The following is a 21,547-nucleotide window of genomic DNA, read 5'->3' as shown; positions in this document are numbered from 1 at the left end:
TCCGTATGTGCAGTATATTGATTTCACAAAGAAATAATAAATTAACATATGGAGGTTACATCGATGAAAAAAGAATACGAAAACAGACAAGTTTACTTTATTGGCGGCGGTCTAGGATCACTCGCAGGTGCATCCTATCTTGTGCGAGATTGTAACTTCCCAGGTGAAAACATTCATATTTTAGAAGGTATGCACATTCTCGGAGGAAGTAATGACGGTGCGGGTGATACAACCAATGGCTTCGTATGCCGCGGTGGTCGTATGTTAAATGAAGAAACCTATGAAAATACATGGGAGCTGCTATCCTCCATTCCTTCAATCGAACAAGAAGGTATGTCCGTATGCGATGAGATTCTAGCTTTTGACCATGCGCATCCCACTCATGCGAATGCTCGCTTGATTAATAAAGACGGCGAGGTTCTGGATGTCATGTCCATGGGCTTTAATACGGCCGATCGATTAGCGCTTGGAAGATTAATGATCACACCGGAGGAGAAACTGGACAATTTGCGGATCTGTGATTGGTTTGCGGAGACACCACATTTCTTCGAAACGAACTTCTGGTATATGTGGCAAACGACATTCGCCTTCCAGAAATGGTCCAGCTTGTTTGAATTCAAACGCTATATGAACCGTATGATATTTGAATTTCCTCGTATTCAAACGCTTGAAGGGGTTACACGTACTCCTTATAACCAATATGATTCGATTATTTTGCCGATCAAGACGTATCTTGATGGTTTCGGCGTTGATTTCAGCTTGAAATATACAGTGACAGATCTCGATTTTGAAGAGGGCGATGGTATCACGGTAACAGCGATCCATTATGAGCAAGATGGAAAATCGGGTATGATTCAACTTCATAATGGCGATTTGTGCATCATGACCAATGGCTGTATGACCGACAATGCGACCTTAGGTGATCTGAACACACCTGCTAAGATGGTGTCAGAGAATCCGATGTCAGGCAACCTGTGGGCGAAGATCGCGCTTAAGAAAGAGGGACTTGGCAATCCAGCTCCATTCTTCGGCAATGCAGAGGAAACGAACTGGGCATCCTTCACAGTTACTTGCAAAGGTGACAAACTGTTGAAGATGATCGAGAAATATTCCCGCAACAAACCGGGTAGCGGTGCTCTAATGACATTCAAAGATTCCAATTGGTTGATGTCGATTGTCGTTGCCGCACAGCCTCATTTCAAAAATCAGCCAGCAGACACTACGATATTCTGGGGATATGGTCTGTACACCGATAGAGAAGGCGATTATGTCAAGAAGCCAATGCGAGATTGCACAGGCAAAGAGATGCTGATTGAACTGCTGCACCATCTGCATATGGAAGAGGATATGGATGAAATCATGGATAGCGTCGTGAATGTCATTCCATGCATGATGCCATACATTGATGCCCAATTCCAGCCACGTGCGATGAGCGATCGTCCAAAAGTGGTGCCAGATGGCTCCACGAACCTGGCAATGATTAGTCAGTTCGTTGAAATTCCGGAGGACATGGTATTCACTGAAGAATATTCAATTCGTGCGGCCAGAATTGCCGTTTATACCTTGCTGGGATTGAATAAGAAGGTGTGCCCGGTAACACCTCACATGTATGATGTTCGTACCTTGATGAAAGCATTGAATACCTCATACAGATAAGGGAGGAAGTAATCGATGAACGGAACATATAATATTACGATGCAAACCCCAATGGGTATGGAAAAAGGAACAATTACTTTTACGCAGGATGGTGACGCACTTAGCGGCTCATTGAACATCTTAAGAGGCAGTAACGCTTTTTCAGGTGGGAAGATCGAGGCCAATGCGTTCGTATTCTCAGGGGAGATCAAGAAGTTAATTACCAAGATTCCTTATACGGCAAAAGGTACTATTGAAGGAGATCACTTGACGGCTGTAGCTGATACCAAATACGGCAAGCTTGCGATCGAGGGGAATCGGGCCTTATAAGAATTCATTCATAGCTCCATAACCTAAGGGCAATCGCTGAGAATAGCGATTGCCCTTTTCTTATTTTGATTATCATATTCACCATCTACTATAAAAACAACGACATCCTTAATACTCTTTTAACGAATACTTTGTCTTATTCCCACATGTAGTTTCTTCAAGAAATGATTTAGCTTTTCTGTACACAAGAGCATCACAATGGCAAACATAATAATAAACCACGGAAAGATACTAATGGTTGTATTAGTTGCAAGCAATCCAAGAAAAGGAGGTATTAGCGTACTCCCCGTATAAGCAGCTGCCATTTGAAAGCCCATGATGGACTGAGCCTTCTTTTTCCCAAATCGCACAGGCGTTTCATGTAACATACACGGAAATATGGGTGCTAACCCCAATCCTACAATCGTGAATCCAACAAGCGAGAGGATCGGTGGGAATGGTAACACAAGCAATATTGTACCGAATAAAGCGATAAGCTGGCCGTACCTAATCAGCATTCGACTACTCACTTTAAACGTGATAAATCCAGTAATCATTCGGCCAACTGTAATTCCTATGAAAAACCAAGAAACCCATTGTGCCGCTGTTGCTGCAGGTAAATTCTTCATATTTACAAGAAAGCTACTTCCCCATAATCCCATGCTAGCTTCAATTCCACTGTAAAATAAGAAGGTTACCATCGCTAGTTTGACCCCTGGTATTCTCCATGGCTTTGTATTCTCAGAAAGTTGCTCTAACTCTTGATTAATCAACTCATCTTCAGCCTCAACATTTGTGACATGACTACGTTTAGCAACTCTATCCCATAAAGGAAGCGTAACGAATAGAATAATGACTAGAATCACTTGAATACCCGCAACAACGAGATAACCCTGTCTCCAAAGATTGTGACCAGAAATGGACGCTGCCATAATAAATGGACCCAGCGTAGCGCCTACTCCCCAAAAACAGTGTAGCCAACTCATATGATGTGCTTTGTAGTGAATAGCAACATAATTATTTAATCCTGCATCTACAGACCCCGCACCTATACCTAGTGGAATCGCAAAAATAACTAACCAGATTAGTGAAGGAGACCATGCAAAACCAAATAAAGCTCCTGCTGTCAGGATACAGCTCACAAGTGTCACTTTCCCCGTACCAAAACGTTGTAGCACTGTACCGCTTAACAAGCTTGATACAATCGTATTAGCTGCAATAACCATTGAAATAATTCCGGCAGTTCCTAATGAAACATTCAGATCCAAACTCATCACAGGCCATGCCGATCCAAGCAATGAATCAGGTAATCCCAAACTAATAAACGCTAAATAAATAATAATTAAAAAGAAAGTTGCCATCGATATCTGTACTCCTTAGTGTTAGTCATCTATTTGTTGTGAAATCAATAAACTCAATCCAAGACATTGTAATCCATTTAGATAATCGTGCTTCAAGTCACTTGCAGCTAACTCTGGAAGATGCTCTTTTGGAACGTATGTGGCACTTCGCTCAGCAATTTGATGAAGCATCAACGTTTCTATTTCATCATCACCAAAAATAATATAATGTGGATTCAAGATAGAGGTGATTGAGGCCACTAGTCGGCTAATCGCATCCACTTTTTTCTCCATAGGTACAATACTCATCTCGCCACCATTTCCGTTTGTTAAAGCTTGTAGGAAATTTCTATCGTCATACTGTGGAACAAATGAGACCTCTCCTGAAAAGAACGTTTTACCTCGTACAATTTCTCCATTGATTACAATCCCTGCACCAGGACCATTCTGCCCTAAATATAAATAAAACAAAGAAATATTGTCCCCTATTTTCCTTTGAGCCATATAGCCGATTACAGCTGCATTCATGTCATTCTCTACAACAGTCGGGATAGAGAGTTGTTCCTCTATATGCTTCTTAAGATCAAGATTATGATAGTTCTCATACCCAGGTATAAGAAAGATTTTTCCGTTATTAACTGCACCTGGAACGCCAATGGCCACTGCATTTATGTTAGGATAAGCATTTCTTATATTCTCAATGAATGTGGTTAGATGTAACACATCTTGCTCTAGCATACTATGAGTATTACCTTGCTCAATGACTTCGCCCAAGCAATTAAAAACGGTATAGTTCGTCTCACTTTTCTCTAAAAAAATAGCTAGGCCCAGCATATAATCTGGACGATATGTATATCTTATCGCCCTTCTTCCCCCGCTTGATTCATCAAGACCAATGGTTGTTACTTCCCCTCTGTCCTCCATTTGCTTCAGAAACTTACTGATCGTTGGAAAACTAATTTGTAAATTATGGCTCAATTCAACCTTCGTTGCACTTCCTTGCTCTAATAGTGCAGATCGAATGCAACGTATCATTTCCGATTTCGTATGTTGCGAAGTAAGTCGTATATCACTCACCATACTCCCCACCTTATTATTAAAATCACACTTATTAAACGCGTTTAATAAGTAACTTTGATAATAGCAGGAATAGGTTTTACTGACAAGTTAAAATGTGAATGACAACAGACTTACATTTCTCTACTCCTGATTGGAACTAAGAACCAGTACGACGCCATTGTTGTCAATTCATAATTTCATTTGAATACAGAATATCTCAATTGGGCAATAGGATGGCATAACAATAGCCCCCATTTTGTGATTAATGAGGGCTATTGTTATCTTATTAATTTCGGATTAGATAATCGAAAGCACCTAATGCTGCAGTAGCACCAGATCCCATAGAAATGATGATCTGCTTATAAGGACTATTCGTGCAATCTCCTGCAGCAAACACTCCAGGTAGGCTTGTAGCACCATGGCTGTTTACGACGATCTCACCTATGCGAGTGCGTTCAACCATGTCACCTAACCAATCGGTATTAGGTACAAGACCGATCTGTACAAACACGCCCTGCAATTCAATATGCTTCGTTACTCCTGTATCACGTTCCTCATAGGAAATACCGTTAACTTTATCAGTTCCAGTAACTTCTTTTGTTTGAACGTTCTTTAGTACAGTAACATTAGGCAGACTGTGAAGACGATCTTGCAGTACAGCATCAGCTTTGAGCTCTGGTGCAAACTCAAGAACAGTCACATGTCTCACAATACCTGCAAGATCAATCGCTGCCTCAATACCAGAATTACCGCCACCAACAACCGCAACATCTTTACCAATGAACAAAGGACCATCACAATGCGGGCAGTAAGCCACACCCTTGTTCTTGAACTCCGCTTCACCAGGAACACCCATATTCCGCCAACGCGCACCTGTAGATAGGATGACCGTCTTACTCTTCAGAACAGCACCATTCTCGAGTTCAACTTCGATTAGATCCTTCTTCTCAAGACGCTTGGCTCGTTGCAGCTTCATAACGTCGATGCCGTACTCTTTAACCTGCTCTTCAATGCTAGCTACGAGCTGAGGACCCTCAGTATATTTCACACTAATAAAGTTCTCAATGCCGATCGTGTCATTAACCTGACCGCCAAAGCGTTCAGCAACGATGCCTGTTCGAATCCCTTTACGTGCTGCATAAATCGCAGCACTTGCACCTGCTGGACCACCGCCAACAACAAGCACATCAAAGGGTTCCTTATTATCAAACTCCGATGCATCAGGAGCATTACCCATCTTGGCAAGAATCTCTTCAACCGTCATACGACCGCTTTCGAAGAATTCACCGTTAAGGTAAACACTTGGCACAGACATAACGTCCTTGCTTTCAACCTCTGCCTTGAATACTGCACCATCAATCATGGTATGAGTAATGCCAGGATTGAGGATGCTCATCAAGTTCAGTGCTTGTACAACATCAGGACAGTTATGGCAGCTCAAGCTGATATAAGTTTCAAACGTATATTCACCGCGAATGTTTTTGATCTGATCAATAACACTCTGGTCAACCTTTGGAGCTCTTCCACTAACCTGCAGTAGAGCGAGTACTAAGGAAGTAAATTCATGTCCCAATGGCGTTCCAGCAAAGGTTACGCCTGTATCTTCACCCACACGATTTACACTAAAGCTTGGTGTTCTAGGTAATTGTGTTTTTTCCAACGTAATCATGGAAGACATGCTCGCAATTTCATCGACCAGAGACAACATCTCTTCAGATGCATCATCATTGCCTGCGCTGACTTTTAACACTATATTACCTTCCAAGAGCTGGAGATATTGTTCTAGTTGAGACTTTATTTCAGGATCTAGTGTCATCTTCCGCACCTACCTTAAATCTTGCCTACGAGATCAAGGCTTGGCTTAAGTGTTTCCGCACCTTCAGACCATTTCGCTGGGCATACTTCACCCGGATGAGTACGAACGTATTGAGCAGCTTTGATCTTGTTAACAAGAGTGCTTGCATCACGGCCAATGCCACCAGCAGAAATCTCAACAGTTTGAATAACACCGTCCGGATCAATGATGAACGTACCACGATCAGCAAGACCGTCAGCTTCAATCAATACATCAAAGTTGCGAGAGATCACATGTGCAGGATCACCAATCATAATATACTTAACTTTGCCAATAGCAGTAGAACTTGCATGCCATGCTTTATGTGTGAAATGAGTATCCGTTGATACGGAATACACTTCAACTCCAAGTGCTTTTAAAGTTTCGTATTGGTTCTGTAGATCTTCTAGCTCGGTAGGGCACACGAAAGTAAAGTCCGCTGGATAAAAGCAAACCACGCTCCATTTACCTTTAAAATTTTCCTCAGTAACATCGATAAATTTACCGTCTTGAAATGCGGATGCTTTGAACGGTAGTACTTCTGTTCCAATAAGTGACATATTTATATCTCCTCTTAAGTTGTATTTTTTAGTATTAATAGAGCATATTCAGGCCTTCATACAAAACAATTTGAACATACTTTATAATAATTATTATTAACTAAATAATATAATCTGTCAAGTTAGTTTAGAATAATTATAATTAACAAATTAGTGAACTCTCTATTAAACTCATGATTCATAATGCTGCTAATTAAACCATAGTATTCATTTCCTAAAGATGGTGGTTGAGTACTTACGCTCGAGCCTATAATAGCAAGAACCTCCTAAATATAAAGAACGAGAGCTTTGGCAGCGAATGCACCTTGGGGCGACTATGAATGGGCTCGCTGCACAACCTTTGAATTAGTTATATGAGAGAAGAGCTATCTTAGAATTTAAGATAGCTCTTCTTTTGATGATCAAACCAGAAAGGCCGCCCTTACCACCATTTAAAGACAGAATGCTAAACATCAATATTCTGCATTTAAGTGAAGGCGAGGGGAGTTGAATCCCTGTCATAAAATATCCATCCATAAGCTGCGCTTGGCGTTCCGGTATAGTCACGGTTTGATTGCACCTGAAAGTCATTGCAAGCAATGACTAGCATCGCAAGCGATACTCGCCCGCCCCATAAACAACTTTCGCTAGACCCAGCCTGATTGTCTCCTTCTTCATCACATTAGATTGATCGCTCTGTATAACTAACCTTTAGTCCCCTTCTCGAATTCGTTGTTTACGCATCCATTGAGTAGCTACCCATTTTTCACCGCGGATAACAGGTTCACCACTATGCAGCGTTAGTTCGTTTAATGTTTGATTATTATAAAAATATTCGAAGTAAACAGCAGATCCTTTAACTGGTTTCACAGTAATACCTAAGTTTGGAAATGTTGTTTCTCCTCCTTCTTCTACATCATTTAAGTATATGACTAATGTACTTATTCGATTATTATGACTTGAAGGGTTATTGGGCCAAAAAAAATCATAATGTTCTTTATACTCTTGTCCGGGTTCATAATGTAAAACTTGTAGTCCTTCAGCATGTGCAATGGGCACCTGCATTAAGCTTGATATGCGGTTCTCAATGATAGTAATTAATAGGCTTTCGTTTTTATCAAAAAACATACCTTTGCTAGTACGAATCTGACTAACTTCTTTATTCGCTAATTTCGATTGTGCAAGACGAGATGCAGCAGACTCAATAAGTGCTTGGCATTCTTCATCGCTTAGTACATGATCAAATTTCATTATTAAAGGTTCTTCATTTAACACTGTGGCAGTAATGATGTGATTGTCGATAGAATAGATAGATTGAATGGGTAAAATAGAAACTTCAGTTGTCATATTAATAATCAATCTCCTCTATAACCTCTTTATAATGACAAAAACTTGAACCTTTAAATAAAGCATTAAATATTTCCATTAATTACTAATATACTACAAAAACAATTTAAATATATGAATATATATCAATACCTATTTTTTAGACTATTTTTAAAATAGAAAAAAGGACTCTTTATCCTAATAAGACTGAGGTTCGTTAATATCTTCATGAAAATAAACAACACCATCCTTAAAGGGATGGTGTTGTTTAAAAAGCAAAACTCACAATAGGGTTTATACCAAGTATTCTTTACACCAGGCCCAACTCCGGTAATACTCTGGCCCCGAACTCATTTATTCAGTAGAGTGCAACGCCTCTTGTTTAAGCCCTGAAAAGATATCCCCGGATTGATCAAAGAAGGCATCAGTACATGCTCATTTGGGTCCCGTCCTTGATGTTGAACTGTAGTTGATACGATTTCCATTCGTCCTCATTATGATTATCCCCAATATATTGGTAAATACTTATTTCGGCAAACAAAAATATAATCAGGCAATGACCCAGACACCAGAACAACGAAAAGTTCATTATTTGCTTCGCATCTTACATAGCCGAAGCTCAGCCAAAGAAGCTCGAATCTATAATTACGTGCCATATTTAGCTTACAAATGGAAAAGTGTGTTCTGGAAGACCTCAGACGAACAATATGACCTACGCAAACGTACCGAAAGCAAGATGCTGCTTGTGAATGCTTTCCAAGTTGTACTAGATATCAGTGTGATTATTGTACTTATTACGTTCGGCTCCGGTGGCGCGTTAACGATTGGTCATTATGTCTCGTTAACGCAAGCTCTTCAACAAATTCAATCCATCATTACCGGATTGGGCTATTCAATAGCCGCCATCTATGAAGAAAGTCTGTTTATTAATGAAGTCTTGCACTTTCTCGATTTAGAAGTGGAGAACTCCAAAGATCGAAACCGCAAATTCCCTGGGAAATTAACGTCACAAATCGAGGTCAGAAATCTGTCTTTCACTTATGCGACGCACACCTCTCCTCAGCTAAAAGGAATCAACTTCAACATCTCACCGGGAGAAAAAATCGCGATTGTGGGTGAAAATGGTGCAGGCAAAAGTACGCTTGTAAAATGCTTACTAGGACTGTATTTACCAGACGAAGGCGCCATTTTTTTCGACGGGGTGGACATGCGTACCATTGACCCCAATAGTATGCGTCAAAATGTCTCCGCCGTCTTTCAAGATTTCGAGAGCTATCAATTAACCGTTCGTGAGAACATCGCCATGGGACACCCCAAAATCGATGATGACGCATATATCGAAGCCGCAGCCTCTAAAGCCGGCTTGGCAGATTTAATCGACAAACTGCCTAACGGCCTGGATACGGAACTCGGCGCGATGTTTCATAATGGACACGAGCTGTCCGGTGGACAATGGCAGAAAATATCATTAAGCCGCGCTTTCATGCGAGATTCGCAAATCGTTATTCTTGATGAACCAACAGCAGCGCTTGATCCGCGAGCGGAAGCGGAAATCTATGATAACTTCGCTACTTTGTATGAAGGAAAAACTACGATCATGATCTCTCATCGTTTGAGCAGTTGCAGACACGCAGACAAAATTATCGTGCTACATAACGGGGAGATTATTGAAGAAGGCAATCATGAGACATTGCTCGCCGCACAAGGCGCTTACGCCGAAATGTTCCATACGCAAGCTAAACGTTATGCGTCATAACTCAGGAAATTTCCCAATCCATCGTATCCCGCTGATCCATGTTAGACAGCTTCGTTGAGTTGCAATGAACTCGTCGCTGGTGGACATTGGTGAGCTTCTCATTCAGTTAACAGAGTATGTTTTGGCTAAAATCACAGAAAAAGAAGCTTCCTTCTCCTCGTGGCCCGTGGTTTTCGAAGCTTCTTTGTCTACAATTAACTCCATAAACAAGAAAAAAACCGCTATATCAGCGGGTCTTTCATATGAAGGCGAGGCGTGGCTGTTCAAAACCACAATTCGCCGCCGTGTGTTCAATGCATGCAAGTATTCCGCAACGTGCCAGGAGTCAGCAACCATCTATCCCCTTATGTGGTGTCTGCACGTCGTCGATTCGCAAGCGCCATCGCAGAGGCATATCCGGAGCTCCAGGCCCATTGCAGGTTATAGCCACCGCAATCTCCATCCACATCCATCACCTCGCCTGCCAAATAGAGCCCAGGTACTAGCTTAGATTCCAACGTCCCTTCGATTAGCTCAGTCGTATCGATACCACCGGCTGTTGTTTGGGCATTAGTGAAGCTATTGGTATCGGTCACTTTAAATTCCCAACGCTTCATGATTCGATAAAATATTTTCTTGGTTTTCCACGATAGATCCTGACAAAGCAGGTGAAGCTCTTGATCAATTCCCGCCTCCTTCAGCAGGACAGGAATCAGCTTCTTGTTTATGATTCCGATAAGGGAATCCGCAACAGTCCTGTGTCCGAAGATTCCCCAGTGCGTTTCCAGAAAATCAACGATCTCGTCCTCCGTGCGCCCCGGCATCAATTCAACTGATAATGTCACAGATTCTCCTCTACCGAGATTATACGCAGCCTTCCTGCTTAGCTGGAGTATTGGCGGGCCAGAAATACCATAGTCCGTAAAAAGAATTTCGCCATATTCGGTGCGGATAACTTCATTGTTTACAATAATATGAGCATGTCCCTCGAATTTGATGCCGGATAGTTCCTTCAAATGCGGATATTCTAGCTTCAATTGCACAATGCCTGGCACAGGATCGATCAGAGTGTGTCCTAGTCGTTGGACAAGCGTATAACCGGATCCATCCGTTCCCGTTTTCGGAGCGGTAAGACCACCCGCACATAGAAATAAGTATTCGCTGGTATAAACGACTTGCTCCTCTGTCTCTGTTTGGCATTTAATTGTGAAGCGCGGATGTTCCGTCGAAACGGTAACATCCAATACTTTATTCTTGAAATATATCGGAACATTCCGATCCTCCAGCGCAAGTCGAAACACACCCGGAACAGAAGCAGCTTGCAACGACATCGGATACATCCGACCATCCTCCAAGCTTATAAGAGGAAGCCCAAGAGAAGAGAAAAAATCGATAGTTTGGCGGATACCAAATTGCTGCAACACATGCAGTGGAAATCCAGCCTGATTACTGTGATACTTGTAGGATAAAGCGACCGCTTCATCCGTACCCGTCGCAGTGGATTCGTTCGTAATGTTGCAACGCCCATTGCCCGTCGTTAATATCTTCTTCCCCATCCGGTCATTGCTTTCAATAATTGCAGTATCAATACCTTGGTCCCGTGCAGTAAGAGCAGCCATCATACCTGCTGCGCCTGCACCAATAATTAACAGCTCGTGGTGCTTAGAATTCTGATCCTCATACATGTTGATCGATGCATCCCTTTTCCTATGAATTCATTATATTTGCTTAGCAAGCGCCATCGCGGCCGCATAACCGGAACTCCAGGCCCATTGTAGATTATACCCTCCGAGATCCCCGTCCACATCCATCACCTCACCTGCCAAATAAAGCCCAGGTACTAGCTTGGATTCTAGCGTTCCCTCGATTAGCTCAGTTGTATTGATGCCTCCGGCTGTTACTTGTGCGTTCTCGAAGCCTTTGGTATCGATCACTTTAAATTCCCAACGCTTCAATATTCGACAAAATATTTTTTTGGTTTTCCTCGAAAGATCCTGGCAAAGCAAGTCCGGCTGCTGATCGATGCCTGCCTCCTTCAGCAAGACAGGAACCAACTTCTTATTGAAGATGCCAAGTAGAGAATCCGCAACAGTTCGATGTCCAAAGGTCCCCCAGTGCAATTCCAAAAACTCAACTAACTCTTCCTCCGTGCGGCCCGGCATCAAATCAACCGATACGCTCACAGATTCCCCTCTTGCGAGATGATACGCAGCCTTCCTACTTAGCTGGAGACTTAGCGGGCCTGCTATGCCATAATCCGTGAAAGCAATTTCACCCTTTTCGCTGCGGATGACTTTTCCGTTTACGATGATATGGGCCTGTCCCTGAAGCTTGATATTGGACAGCGCCTTCATATGCGGATAGTGCAGCTTCAATTGCACAATAGCTGGCACAGGCTCGACCAGGGTGTGCCCCAAACGTTCGGCAAGCGTATAACCAGGACTATCTTTATCCGCATTCGGACCGGCAAGGCCACCCGCACATAGAAACAGATATTCGCTGGTATAAACAACCTGCTCCTCTGTCTCCGTTTGGCATTTTATCGTGAAGCGCGGATGATTCGTCGAAACGGTAACATCCAACACTTTGTTCTTGAGGTATACCGGAACATTCCGATCCTCCAGCGCAAGTTCAAAAATATCCAGCACCGATGCAGCCTGCAGCGACATTGGATACATGAAGCCATCCTTCAATCTTGTAAGCGGAAGCCCAAGCATAGAGAAGTAATCGATGGTTTGACGGATGCCAAATTGCTGCAGTACCGTAATTGGAAATCCAGTCTGATTGCTGTGATACTTGCGTGATAAAGCGACCGCTTCATCCGTACCCGTTGCAGTGGATTCATTCGTAATGTTACAGCGGCCATCACCTGTCATTAATATCTTCTTTCCAATCCGGTCATTGCTCTCCAGAATGGCAGTATCGATACCCTGATCCTGCGCAGTAACAGCGGCCATTAGTCCTGCAGCACCTGCGCCGATAATAAACAGCTTGTGGTGCATAGAATTCTGATTTTCACACATGGTTGGTCATTGCATCCTTTATCCAATTTTTCTAAAAAGCACAGAAGCGCTTTATTGAATTATAACATAAGTGTAAGCACCACTGAATTCCGGTTAGAATTCCTGATTTCGTCCCATTCATTAATAACCCTCTACCGCGCTACAATTTATAGAAACTTTATCCGTTCCAAAATTAGCAAAAATCCACAACCTCATTCGGTTGTGGATTTACTAATGGAGGCGAGGGGAGTCGAACCCCTGTCCGAAAATATCGACACATAAGCTTCTACGGGTGTAGTCACAGTTTTGATGTCACCGCAGAAGCCTCATCATGTTAAGGATGTATAAAGAAATATCTATTTTGAATCATACTCAACCGTAAAACAATCACCATCAAAATAAATGAGATCTCCTTGATCGTAATTCCAAACAGCTTGAAGGTGAGTTGGTTGTTTGATCCCACGAATCGTCTTGTAGTCTTTAAATTCGGCCGACCATCTCACTTGCTGAATTGCCCTATCGGCAGATATGACGGATCTATCTTCTGTTGTAAAAGAAAGAAGTTCCCCATTCTCACTGAAAGTAAATATCCCGCTTGCTGATATATCATTGTACGATATTGTCGCTTTTGCATGGGTATCATCAACAGCTTCCCAGGTTATATAATGCTGTAAAGCAGCAATAGGCATAATTAGAGATTCTGAAAGGAAGGTTACTAGACAAGCTTTATTCATTTCATCACCTTTTTGATTAAACAGTGTAATGACTTTGCCTAGAACTCCTTTCATACTGCCTTTACCATCTATATAAGAATCGAACCCTTGAAAAGGTATTCCGTATATAGCCGTATCAATATAGGCAAGTCTTACAGGCTCACGAACAAAATTATATTGAGTGTAATCGATTATTAAAGCTGGTTTGTCAGGTGACATAATAAAATCAACATTTTTAAAGGCAACCTTCATGTAAGACATTTTGGGAGTGCCTATGTATCCACTATATTCAAAGTATTTCCTTACGGGATTCGGCAATTCTTTAACATCATCAAATGTAAAAACATTATTTATCGCATTAGAGATACCGATTTGTTCTGTTGCGGATTGAGTAAATTCTGTTTTGGTCTTGGAATAAGGTACATAAAAAAATACAGTGATACCGGTTAGGATTATGGCAAAGATCATAAAGATCACCCACATCGTTTTTTCACCCCCTTTCCTCGTCTTCATGAGCATTCTCCATTCTAGTCACATTGTTAGCTAATTGAACGATTCCTTCGTACAACCCATTTGTCAGATTTTCATCAAATGTATCAAACAAAGCATTCATAAACTGCATCTCTTTTTCGCTTCGAGCTTGGAAATAAGTGAAGCATTTGGGTGTAAGGTGAACTCTAAAGATCCTCGCGTCATGATCATCTTTTATTAGGGAAACAAAGCCCTGTTTATCAAGTAAAAGGGCCATCTTCTTAACATTTTGTCTAGAGTTCCCAATCAACTTCGCCACTTCACTTATGGTTGGAGATGATTGCCCAGACTTTAAAATAACAGCTATCAACAACCACTGCTTAAGCGTTACATTCTCATCCAATTTGTCGCCAAGAGCTTGTAATCGGTTCGCCAATGTGAGAATGCCACCAAAGATATAAGCTTTCTTTTCCATTTCATTCAAAATAATATACCCCCAATCTCAAAAAAAGGTAACTGATTACATTCATTATATGTAACCAGTTACCTTTTGTCAAAAGACTAAAGTGTAACCTCTGTCGGAAGATAACAACGTTTAGGCTTCTACGTGTATAGTTACGGTTTCGACGTCACCCGATGGTCGCTACTTTGTATGTAAAAATTTATATTGTCCCTTATAAAGCTTGCAGGAAAGGAAACCCTAATAATGGAAAAATGTTAAGGAAGTCAAATCATAGGAGGAAATCATGGGCAGATTAGTTCATTTTGAGATTCATGTAGACGACATGGAGCGTGCCAAAAAGTTTTATGGAGAGGTATTCGGATGGACATTTGAGGATTGGAGTGAATATGCCGGAATGCCTTATTTCGGAGCTGTGACAGGCGATGCGAATGAAATGGGAATCAACGGTGCCTTGATGCAGCGTCAAGGTGCCTCTCCAGAACCGGGTCAACCAATGAATGGTTATACATGTACAATTGGAGTGGAGGACTACGATTCTACTGAAGAAAAAATTGTTAGTCTTGGAGGCAAGGTGGCAGTGCCAAAATACGCACTTCCGGGAATGGCATGGCAAGGGTATTACATTGATACAGAAGGAAATGTATTTGGCATTCATCAGCCAGATAAGAACGCAAAATAATATTTTCATCGCGTAGATATAAACCCGACCTCATGCGGTCGGGTTTTTCATGGTAGAGGCGAGGGGAATGTTCATATCTCCAATAAACTTGCTCACGATGCCCATCCTCCGCCGACGATATTAGAGGTTGGATATAAACGCCGTGCTCTCTCGCTTCGCTCCCTCCGCGCGGACTGAACCCAAGGGTCCAACCCCTCGAGACTCCACCAACGCAAAAAGGACACCTCTGAGGTGTCCTTTTTCATGTTGGTGGAGGCGAGGGGAGTCGAACCCCTGTCCGAAAATATCGACACATAAGCAGAGCTATAATCCAACCAAAAAATTATACCCAATAAAATGCGAACAAACTAACCTATGTCAACTTCATATGATCGCCATCAATAATATCACGCAGCCAACTGGTTACTTTCCATCTACAAAAAAAAATGAAAGTGCACCCCCTAGAATTCATCGGTTAACCCAGTTGGGCTTTACCAAATGATTATTCTAAAAGGTGCACTTTTGTCCATTTGAAAATGGTATTTATTATTACATATTAAAGGTAGTCATAAAACGATTAATAATTGCTGCGACTTCAGCACGTGATACGGCACCCGTTGGATCAAGCATGCCATTACCGTTGCCAGAAAGTAAATGGTTGCTTACGGACCACTTCATCGCATCAACTGCCCACGTTGAGATTTTGTTCGCATCTGTGAAAGCGACTAATGACTGCCTAGCATTAATATTCAATTTGTTTGCTTTTGCATAATTAAAGAATATCTGTGCAAGTTGTTCACGAGTAATAGGTTGATCTGGAGCAAAGTGACTACTATTAACCCCATGGACAATGTTATTCTGACTTGCCCAAGCTACCGCATCACTGTAATAGGCATTCGTATTAACATCTTTGAAGTGATTTGACTCTGACTCTACTTCAGGTTTACCCGCTAATCGGTGCATAACGGTGACCAGCATACCACGAGTCATCGTTTTGTTCGGGCTAAACGTATTTGCCGCGGTACCCGTAAACAATCCATGTTCCACAACATAGTTAATGGATGAGGCTACCCAGTGACTCGAAACATCACTAAAAGTAACAACAGGTTTAGCGGGCTCAGTTGGCTTCTGAGGTTGCTCCGGAAGTTTCTCGAAGGTCACAACAACTTGATCAGAAGATTTCAGACCCGTCAATTGAGTGAGTGCTCCCTTAGATATCCCATTGATCGTAACATCTTTAACCTGATAGCCTTTGTCAGGTGTTATTGTAATATTGCCATTTGAATCAGCAGTAACTGTTCCTCCACCACCTGAGACAGACGCATTTGGCTTGCTAGAACTATTGCCTGGCGAACTGTTGCCAGACGAGTTGTTGTCTGGCAAGTTGTTAGAAGGGTACGCTCTAACGACTAAAGTATAGGGTAAATCTATGCTTTGATCGCCGCGAGATATCGTTGCAGTCAGTGTGATACGTATATCCCCCATGCCAGAGGATGGGCGTGTAACAATCGCGGTGTTGTTGTCGATGCGAATGATATTCGCATTACTGCTCTTCCATTCAATCCGGGTACCATGCAACCCTTCAGAAGGGAGGGGAATGTTAGTGGTAATCGCACTCGTATCACCAAGTGTTGAAGTTACACTAGTAATCGTATCGGTAACTGCCTGCTCGTCGCTGAGCGCGGCGACATTAACAAAGATCGGATTGGAATAAAACCACAAGCCTGCATAGTTACGGTCATTAATATTATTGAAGCGTTCCTCATTCTGCTCCGGCTCGTCACCCCTAGAAAATGATTGATCTTGTAAAGGCTCACCGTTCTCTGTGAAATCTGCTACGTCTGTACCCAGGTTCGTACCGCGCAAACGATAATAACGGTTTGTATCCGCAGGTACCTTATAGGAGACAGTATAATAGCCGTCGACATCTGGTTGTCCCCAATCTTCTTTCGTAAAACGTTTAATGACTTTCGTCGTGTCATTGGTCGTATTGCTAGCATATTGACTTTCATCGATCTTGCCCGTCACTTCTCCAGAGATCAGATCGACATGATCAACATAGACATCATTGGTGACTGATGTATCGTGCGGGCTAATTTGTGCATAGTTGTTGTGCTCTGGGCTCTTGAATCGAATGCTGATTGTTGTAAGATCCCCTTCGGTTACCTGTAGGTTCTCGCCCATTTCAGCTTGAGCGCCATTTCCAGTGGCTTTGAAGTCAAGCGCATTGATGAGATCGCCATAAACGGCATAAGATTTACCTGAACGCATACCCTCGACAATATCTTTGAAGGTATTACCCTCGACCCAAGTATTGTTTCGCGAGTACTCGCTAGGCCAGTAACCACTTGAGTAACTCCGATTGCTGCTCAACTTAAAATGAAAGTCGGAATTTGTGAAGTTCCAGAAGTGACGACCTTCACCAAGCATGGCATCCCACATTCCGCCGACCTTTGCGACCATGACGTCAGCTCCGCCGTATACGTCTTTTAATTCCGCTCTATTCCCACCGCCTGCCATTTGGTTACCCGGTAACCCTTCCATACCAAATACAATCTCAGGAGCAATATCATTCATCTTGCGAATATCTTCGATAGTGACAACACCGCTGCTATCACCATTATGTCTAGATGGATGGTTAAGCAATACATAGCTCTCCGGGTAATTGGTTTTCAGCCACTCAATGGCTTCAAAGGTTTTATTTTTATCAGGTTTCAACGTATTCTTATCAGGCCTTGCTCCCCAAAGAGCAGTCTCATCTTCATGAAACATCTCTGGAGTTGTATCGTAGCTGTACAACCACTCGAATTGATGAATAGCATCGATGGGTACTTCATTACTTTTGGAATCAATAATACCGACAGAACCATGATCCAAGCCCATCATGTCCCATTCAAAACCAGAATAAATGAATTTACCTGTGTATTTTCCAGCAGCTTGGAGCGCTGCAAGCTTGTCCTGCTGATCTTTAATCGCTTCCCAACGTGCAGTAACCTTATTGTTGCCATCTGGGTCTCGCGGTGAATTGCGTAAATGATCAGCTAGTACAATGAAATCAAAGGGATTGCCGTACGTCAGTGATGTGACTGTTTCTACAGGCTTCTTGTCAAGATCCTCTCGAAACGCTGCATCGAGTACATTTTCCAATTTCATAAAAGATTCGGATGAATCTGCCGATTGTATGGTGTGGGTATGGTACTCCCCAGACATCCATCTTCCTGTTGAAATGGTGGAAGGTGTGTTCTCTGTTGCAGACACCGTCGCCATACTCTGTGCGAGCATGCAAAAGGCGAATGAGGTACAAATTAAAGACTTCAGCTTGCTGTTCATGTAGTTATAATCCCCTTCGAATGCATTATGATATCGATTTAAGTATATAGATGAACTGTAAATTTACATGTTAAAGAGTTGAAGTAATTTGTAAAAAATATCGCTTGGGAGCACAACCTTCTATAACCTGTAGACTTTTCGTCTACAGGATCATCAATAAATAGACTTCTATTTTTCTGATGTCTACAATCCGTCTACAATTCCGAGCAAGTCAAAAGCCCGACCGCGTGAGGTCGGGCTTTCATGGTGGAGGCGAGCCGTGGCTGTTCAAAACCACAATTCGCCGCCGAGTGTTCCATATCGTCCCTTTTTAATCGTTAGATAACTATCTGAAAACGGAGCCATGAAGGTAATGATTTCATCTGTAATAGTCCATCCGATGCATATTCCAGATGACTTTTTCTCAAAATGTTATTTTTGATTAAATATAGAATTTAGTTATTCCTACATTAAAAATCGAAAATAACAGTATTACGATCAAATGTGTCCATACAGTGCTTAAATAGATCTCCAAATAAGATTGCGCAGTTTCGTTAACTAAGATGTTTTACTCTTTAATTCCAAAAAACATAATGGCATTGTCATTCAGCACCACTAGCTCGGTTGCGGACAGCGGAAGCACTTCCGTCGAAGAAATAGTGCGGTGGTCGAATACCAGCTTGAATTTCAAACTTCCGTCAGCGGAATCCAGGGCATGCAGTGTGCCGCCTTGAGTTGATATGTAGACAGTTCCGTATGGGTCCAGAAACACGGTGTAATCAAGGAAACTAAATCCCATCTTTTCCTCAGAGACCGGTAAACGATAAGTCCACAGCGCTTTTCCGGTTTTCGGGTCTATTTTTTCCAAAGTTTTATTATCTTTGGTGACATGAAACGCTTGTGTCGGTTCCGATCCCGATTCCGCTAACCCCTTATTGATGATCGCATTGATCTTCGCCGGGATGTCCTTATGTTTGAACGGCCATTCATTCTGAAGATTTCCATCACGATCCATCACTTTGATCGTATCGAAATTTGAAAAAATCAGAGTATCCGTCGGCCCCTTATACCCTCTGTACATTTCATATGGACTTTCATCTTGAAACGACCACTTCAATTTCATATTTCCACTGTGCTCTAGAACAGCTCGGTTGCCGCGATCATTGAGCACCGGAAGCTCGGTAATGGCCGTCAATTGCGGTGTTTCGATCACCACGGCATGGATGTCCGATTTCCAAAATACCGATGCCCCTAGGGATTCGCTGACAAAACGGATCGGTACATAGACGCTGTTGTTTACGATCATTGGAGGTCCGGACAAAAGAATCGGTTGACTATTTTTATAAGCCATCGTTTTGCCGAGCTGAAGCTCGATCATAATGTCACCTTTTTTGCCGATGACCTTTCCTTCTTCGGGAACATAAGTCACTTCGGCGTGCAGCGACTCGAAGATTAAGCGCATCGGAACATAGATACTTCCATTATTATTGATCGGCATCAATTCCGTATTCAAATATTTTCCATCCAGCATGATCCAATATTTATTGGAGTCGGCGTGTACCGGCTGATGCAACGTTAAAATCATGAGTACAAAAAATAAAACTACGACGATTCTCTTCATATCCATCCCCCTAATTTTAGGAATTCCCCCAAATATTCTACATCATAGCATGTTTACCTTCCTATGATCATAAAAAAGACGATCCGATTGCATGCGTTGCTCCATAAAATTATTATTGGCCAATTCTTCTATGAAACGGTGCTTATAAACCGACTTAAAGCTCTTCATGGGCGGCGGATACTGTGAATCAAGCTCATGGTCCGTTTGATTCTATTTATCTCAATGGTTGGAGTATAATTACAAGCAATATAACAGTAATTTATGTAACTGCTGCATAATCAGTTCAAGGTTTTCATGTGGAAAAAATAAAACTCAGGGATTCATTATGAAACTAGAATCCCTGAGTTTTTTTAATTGTACCTCATTCATAGAGGGATTAGCACTTTGACGATACGCATAAAAAAAGAGAGCTTCTAAAGCTCTCTATAGGATGGCTGCATCATCCCTTGAGTGGGCTGCTCCTCTTGGTACTCATAGTATTGCGACTGAACCGGCGCATGTATTTGTGACTCCACTGGCACTGACGGCTGCTGATATGGCTCGTCCACATACATGATTCTGCGCTGAATTTGCATGAGCCCATTCACGACGCGAAGCGCGATCCAAAAAAGCACAAGGCCAACGCCTACGTACAGCATATATTGCTGATTATAGGTCCAATCGATATGAAAATAACTAAACAAGGTATTTTCTAAAATATCAAGCTTCATCTCATTCATTAAAATGATATGCACGACTGGAAGAGTAATAAATCCTAGTCCTATTGAAATCACCGTTACCATAATAACAAAGAATACAATGCCTGTTACAAATCTTAGTAATACGAGCAGCAGATCTCGAATGAATAGCCCCCCGTCAAAACCTCTCACCATTCGCATCAGCCAGTTATGCCCAGCTTCAGACTGTTGATTGTAGGTATATGAAACAGGAGGAGTAGGTAAACCCAAAATTTGTCTAATCATTCTTTGTTCAAAATTCACAATCCCATTCAACAGCTTAGCTACTCCAAAAAATAGCGGTATTCCGATAAATATTGGAGTTAAACCGATGGATAGTGCAAGTCCCGTTATCGCTACTGTAAAATAGATAATCCCTAACGGGAGGGATAGTAATAAATAGAGGATCGTTGCATAGGTTTTTGGATTAAAAACCACCCAATTTACCTTACCTGATGGCGCCTTTGCAGTCGCTTCCATTGTCTTCAAATTTCAAACACTCCTTTGGCTTCATAAGTCACGCTCTGAGTTATAAATCCATTATATCCGTCTTATTTGCCTGACGTAACCGTCTTAGGGAGTGTCTGAACCTAGACTTTAGACTAGGATTAGAACCATTTCCTCTGATTTATGTAACACTTTCTTAGTTCCTTTTCTGGCTCAACCTCGAAATCAGTGCTTGATTAATTAGTTAAGCCGATTATGATTGCATTCGTCCATCGACAACGATGGTAATTGATGATCTCATTTGAAAAGCAGATTAAATTCTTTTATATGATTCCTCGTTTTCATAATCCTTTGGGAACATCCTATACAA

At 42.0% G+C, this 21,547-nt stretch carries 16 protein-coding genes; 4 read left to right on the top strand and 12 right to left on the bottom strand.

What is annotated here, in order from left to right; translation table 11 throughout:
* Positions 1–63: 63 nt before the first annotated feature.
* Both PGLA_RS13055 and PGLA_RS13050 read left to right on the top strand, forming a co-directional pair.
* On the top strand, positions 64–1,656 hold the full coding sequence (locus PGLA_RS13055; protein ID WP_084411038.1) for an oleate hydratase: 1,593 nt from the start codon (positions 64–66) through the stop codon (positions 1,654–1,656).
* A gap of 15 nt (positions 1,657–1,671) precedes the next feature.
* Complete coding sequence (locus PGLA_RS13050; protein WP_068533360.1) at positions 1,672–1,965, top strand: hypothetical protein; 294 nt, start codon at positions 1,672–1,674, stop codon at positions 1,963–1,965.
* A gap of 119 nt (positions 1,966–2,084) precedes the next feature.
* Here the strand turns inward: PGLA_RS13050 and PGLA_RS13045 are convergent, their stop codons facing one another.
* From PGLA_RS13045 to PGLA_RS13025, 5 genes are all read right to left on the bottom strand, one after another.
* Positions 2,085–3,305 (bottom strand): MFS transporter, encoded by a 1,221-nt coding sequence (locus PGLA_RS13045; RefSeq protein WP_068533359.1) that lies wholly within the window; start codon positions 3,303–3,305, stop codon positions 2,085–2,087.
* Between the two features lie 21 nt (positions 3,306–3,326).
* The gene (locus tag PGLA_RS13040; protein ID WP_211269541.1) at positions 3,327–4,364 is read right to left on the bottom strand and encodes an ROK family transcriptional regulator; all 1,038 of its coding nucleotides are present in this window, start codon (positions 4,362–4,364) and stop codon (positions 3,327–3,329) included.
* Positions 4,365–4,629: 265 nt separating this feature from the next.
* Complete coding sequence (gene ahpF, locus PGLA_RS13035; RefSeq protein ID WP_068533357.1) at positions 4,630–6,159, bottom strand: alkyl hydroperoxide reductase subunit F; 1,530 nt, start codon at positions 6,157–6,159, stop codon at positions 4,630–4,632.
* 14 nt (positions 6,160–6,173) lie between these two features.
* The gene (gene ahpC, locus PGLA_RS13030) at positions 6,174–6,737 is read right to left on the bottom strand and encodes an alkyl hydroperoxide reductase subunit C (protein WP_068533356.1); all 564 of its coding nucleotides are present in this window, start codon (positions 6,735–6,737) and stop codon (positions 6,174–6,176) included.
* A gap of 690 nt (positions 6,738–7,427) precedes the next feature.
* Complete coding sequence (locus PGLA_RS13025; RefSeq protein ID WP_068533354.1) at positions 7,428–8,063, bottom strand: 2OG-Fe(II) oxygenase; 636 nt, start codon at positions 8,061–8,063, stop codon at positions 7,428–7,430.
* A gap of 535 nt (positions 8,064–8,598) precedes the next feature.
* Between PGLA_RS13025 and PGLA_RS13020 the strand changes: the two genes are divergently transcribed.
* Entirely contained in the window at positions 8,599–9,798 is a 1,200-nt protein-coding gene (locus PGLA_RS13020) for an ABC transporter ATP-binding protein (RefSeq protein WP_211269540.1), read from the top strand.
* A gap of 344 nt (positions 9,799–10,142) precedes the next feature.
* Here the strand turns inward: PGLA_RS13020 and PGLA_RS13010 are convergent, their stop codons facing one another.
* The 4 genes from PGLA_RS13010 to PGLA_RS12995 form a co-directional block, all read right to left on the bottom strand.
* Entirely contained in the window at positions 10,143–11,462 is a 1,320-nt protein-coding gene (locus tag PGLA_RS13010; RefSeq protein WP_068533348.1) for a BaiN/RdsA family NAD(P)/FAD-dependent oxidoreductase, read from the bottom strand.
* Between the two features lie 33 nt (positions 11,463–11,495).
* Complete coding sequence (locus PGLA_RS13005) at positions 11,496–12,779, bottom strand: aminoacetone oxidase family FAD-binding enzyme (RefSeq protein WP_068533545.1); 1,284 nt, start codon at positions 12,777–12,779, stop codon at positions 11,496–11,498.
* A gap of 356 nt (positions 12,780–13,135) precedes the next feature.
* Positions 13,136–14,005: a DUF6544 family protein gene (locus PGLA_RS13000; protein ID WP_245699861.1), complete on the bottom strand. Its 870-nt coding sequence runs from the start codon at positions 14,003–14,005 to the stop codon at positions 13,136–13,138.
* A complete protein-coding gene (locus PGLA_RS12995; RefSeq protein ID WP_245699873.1) occupies positions 13,983–14,438 on the bottom strand; it encodes a MarR family winged helix-turn-helix transcriptional regulator in 456 nt (151 codons plus the stop codon). The genes PGLA_RS13000 and PGLA_RS12995 overlap by 23 nt, the downstream gene beginning before the upstream one ends.
* 271 nt (positions 14,439–14,709) lie before the next feature.
* On the opposite strand from PGLA_RS12995, the gene PGLA_RS12990 reads away from it, so the two are divergent.
* Complete coding sequence (locus PGLA_RS12990) at positions 14,710–15,105, top strand: VOC family protein (RefSeq protein ID WP_068533343.1); 396 nt, start codon at positions 14,710–14,712, stop codon at positions 15,103–15,105.
* Between the two features lie 528 nt (positions 15,106–15,633).
* Here PGLA_RS12990 and PGLA_RS12985 read toward each other — a convergent pair.
* The 3 genes from PGLA_RS12985 to PGLA_RS12975 form a co-directional block, all read right to left on the bottom strand.
* Positions 15,634–18,414: an S-layer homology domain-containing protein gene (locus tag PGLA_RS12985; protein ID WP_068533341.1), complete on the bottom strand. Its 2,781-nt coding sequence runs from the start codon at positions 18,412–18,414 to the stop codon at positions 15,634–15,636.
* Between the two features lie 547 nt (positions 18,415–18,961).
* Positions 18,962–20,014, bottom strand: a complete 1,053-nt coding sequence (locus tag PGLA_RS12980) for a copper amine oxidase N-terminal domain-containing protein (RefSeq protein ID WP_068533336.1) — start codon at positions 20,012–20,014, stop codon at positions 18,962–18,964.
* Positions 20,015–20,427: 413 nt separating this feature from the next.
* Entirely contained in the window at positions 20,428–21,219 is a 792-nt protein-coding gene (locus PGLA_RS12975; protein ID WP_068533334.1) for a sensor domain-containing protein, read from the bottom strand.
* Positions 21,220–21,547: the final 328 nt, after the last annotated feature.

The sequence above is a fragment of the Paenibacillus glacialis genome (genome assembly GCF_001637205.1).
In the GTDB taxonomy this organism is placed as follows: Bacteria; Bacillota; Bacilli; order Paenibacillales; family Paenibacillaceae; genus Paenibacillus_AQ; species Paenibacillus_AQ glacialis.
This window is presented reverse-complemented; position numbering and strand designations above follow the sequence as displayed.